The organism is Mesorhizobium sp. M7A.F.Ca.US.007.01.2.1 (assembly GCF_003998165.1).
In the GTDB taxonomy this organism is placed as follows: Bacteria; Pseudomonadota; Alphaproteobacteria; order Rhizobiales; family Rhizobiaceae; genus Mesorhizobium; species Mesorhizobium ciceri.
Genome location: NZ_RZQP01000428.1, coordinates 1 through 2,217 on the forward strand (window position 1 = coordinate 1; position 2,217 = coordinate 2,217).

Sequence of the window (2,217 nt, forward strand, 5' to 3'; positions counted from 1 at the left end):
TGCCCACAAGAGCGACGTCGACAAGTTGCAGTCAGCTGCGGCGCCAGTCGATGCAACCTATGCCGACATGCAGAAGACGGCGCATGCCGATGCTGTAAGCATGTTTGAAAGCTACGCCAGGGACGGCGACAATTCCGCTCTCAAGTCGTTTGCAAGCGAGACGTTGCCGACACTCAAGATGCATCAGGAGATGGTTGGCAAGGTCGCGGCTGCCGCTCCTGCCCCCGACAGTTCCGCGCCAGCCGCGTCCGATGCGGCCGCCACAAATTCTGTGGCCCCGGTGCCTGGCGCCAACAGCTTCACCGAGGACCAGGCCAAGAGCGCCATCGAAAAGGCGGGCTACTCGGACGTCTCCGCCCTGACGAAGGATGACAAGGGCATCTGGCGTGGAACGGCGAGCAAGGACGGCAAAGCAGCACCCATCGCCCTCGACTTTCAAGGCAACGTCGTTGCCGGCAAGAATTGATCTCCAACCAAGGACAAATCAAATGAAAACCGTAACAGGCCTCTTCGACAATTATGATCAAGCAAGCGACGCTGTGGGCGAGCTTGAAGCCACGGGCGTTCCGCACGACGATATTAGCATCGTGGCGGGTAATTCGGGCGGCCGGCTTACGGGCGAAGCGTCGGAGGCTGGCGAGGATGCGGCAGCAGGGGCTGGTGTCGGCGCCGTAGTCGGCGGGGCCGGCGGCCTGCTCACCGGCCTTGGCCTGATGGCCATACCTGGTCTCGGCCCCGTGGTTGCCGCGGGCTGGCTGGCAGCGACTGCGGTCGGCGCTGTCGGCGGTGCCGTGGTCGGTGGCGCAGCTGGCGGCATCATCGGCGCGATGACAGAGTCCGGTGTGCCGGAAAGCGACGCACATGTTTATGCCGAAGGCGTTCGGCGCGGGGGAACAATGGTTATAGCCAGGGTCGAAGACGACCTTGTCCCCGACGCGGAACAGATACTGAAGCAATATAATTCCGTCGACATAGCCCATCGGCGAACCGAATACGAAGCAGGCGGTTGGACCGGCTTCGATCCAACGGATGAAGTCTACACAGGTGATGACCTGGAAAGCGCCAGAGGTCGTCGCAACGTGTGAGATGAAATGACTGGGCGGCTAACAGCCGCCCTCGTCCTTCCTGCGCGATGTGCAACGCTGGTATCTCAGGTAGCACCAAGGTCGAATGGTCGTCGCGACGACTTGCAGTTCACCAGGGCCCTGCCGCTGAGCAACACACGACTTGTGATGCTGATCGCAGCCCGAAAGGGCCTCGTATTCTCGAAGAAAGAGTTATCGGCCTGTCGTCATCACGAAGGTGAACCGGCTTTTCCTAGGTGAGAAACGACGTCAATACTCCGCCAAGCCCCTGACAATCTCCCTGCGGTGTATAGTCCATGGCCTAAGGTTTGTTTGCTGGCTTTCCCTTTGCCCCGATAGAGCGGCCGGAACACAGTTTCTGTTGCCGCGGGCGGGACGAGAGGGGAACTGCTGGCGACACTGACCGCAGGTTGGCCAGCCCGCGTCAGGCTTGCGCGGCGACCTCATTCACGAATGTGGTGTCGTGTGGGATTTCCAAGAAGGCATCCGAATATCGGATGTCAGTTCATTGGCCAGACGATCATAAGCATCGGCACAGCAACAATGACTACGAGGAAAGACAGGGGCAGTCCCAGACGCGGATAGTCGCTGAAGCGGTAGCCACCCGGCCCCATGACAAGCGTGTTGCACTGGTGTCCGATCGGGGTGAGAAAATCACAGCCGGCGCCAATGGCGACAGCCATCAAAAACGGTTCGGGCCTGTAGCCCAGATCACTAGCAAATTCGGCGGCGATAGGCGCCATGACAAGGACGGTGGCGGCATTGTTGAGGAATGGCGTAATGGCCATGGCGGCGACAAGGATGAGCGTCAGTGCGCCGGACGCCGGAAGGAGGGTCCCCAGTCTAGCAAGCTCGCCGGCAACTACTCCCGTAGCTCCTGTACTGCGTAGTGAATCGCTCACTGGAATGAGAACGGCGAGCATGACGAGGATAGGCCCATCGAGCGATTGGTAAACATCGCGGAGCGGAATGACCTTGAAAAGCACAATCGCGACCGCGGCCGCGAAAAAAGCGACGGACACTGGCAGCAGCCCAAACGCCGTCGCCACCATGGCGAGAGCAAGGACCACTACCGGCACGATACCCTTGCGGACGCTACCAAGAAGGATAGCCCTTTCTGCCAGCGGTAAGC

General features: G+C 60.3%; 3 protein-coding genes. 2 read left to right on the forward strand and 1 reads right to left on the reverse strand.

Annotated features, from left to right (window positions below; translation table 11 throughout):
* Positions 1 to 466 (forward strand): DUF4142 domain-containing protein (locus EN949_RS34685; protein WP_127371966.1); only part of this gene is annotated, 466 nt, incomplete at its 5' end.
* Positions 467 to 488: 22 nt separating this feature from the next.
* Positions 489 to 1,085, forward strand: coding sequence for a hypothetical protein (locus EN949_RS34690; RefSeq protein WP_013525101.1), 597 nt, complete (start codon positions 489 to 491; stop codon positions 1,083 to 1,085).
* A 500-nt stretch (positions 1,086 to 1,585) separates the two neighbouring features.
* Here the strand turns inward: EN949_RS34690 and EN949_RS34695 are convergent.
* Positions 1,586 to 2,217, reverse strand: a 632-nt coding sequence (locus tag EN949_RS34695; protein WP_206535007.1) for an SLC13 family permease, incomplete at its 5' end; no start/stop codon positions are given.

What these genes read in the sequence shown, in the direction of transcription:
- EN949_RS34690 (WP_013525101.1), top strand. Translation starts at nt 489, where the DNA reads ATGAAAACCGTAACAGGCCTCTTCGACAATTATGATCAAGCAAGCGAC.